Genomic DNA, 395 nt, shown 5'->3' on the forward strand with positions numbered 1-395 from the left:
CGGCGAAGTCGCGGCCACGGATGCGTTCCCGCGGAGCCTTGCGACCGAAGATGCTGCGATCCATGAACCGGGCGACCTTCGGCTCACCGCGCATGATGTGCCAGTCGGCCGCGTTCACCGAAGCGGCTGCCACCCGCACCAGCACCTCGTCCGCCGCCGGCTCGGGACGATCCACGTCCTCGAGCCGGAGTACGTCGGACGTGCCGTAGACATCCTGGACCAGCGCCTTCATGGGTTCCCCTCAACACGGAGCCGGCGGACCCGGCTGACGCGTCGACGCTAGGGGGCGCGCAGGACCGCGCGCATCGGGAACGTCCCTGACCCGACCCCGAGAAGCGCGATCAGGGCTTCGTGGTGATCGGCGCCAGGATGCAGTCGACAACGGTGACGAGGTC

At 69.4% G+C, this 395-nt stretch carries 1 protein-coding gene; it reads right to left on the bottom strand.

Going from position 1 to position 395, the window contains the following annotated elements:
* The coding region (locus tag ACOADB_RS07440) for an alcohol dehydrogenase catalytic domain-containing protein (RefSeq protein ID WP_378597331.1) at positions 1-232 on the bottom strand (232 nt) is incomplete at its 3' end.
* Positions 233-395: the final 163 nt, after the last annotated feature.

It is taken from the genome of Nocardioides sp. CPCC 206348, assembly GCF_048654705.1.
Lineage (GTDB): Bacteria > Actinomycetota > Actinomycetes > Propionibacteriales > Nocardioidaceae > Nocardioides.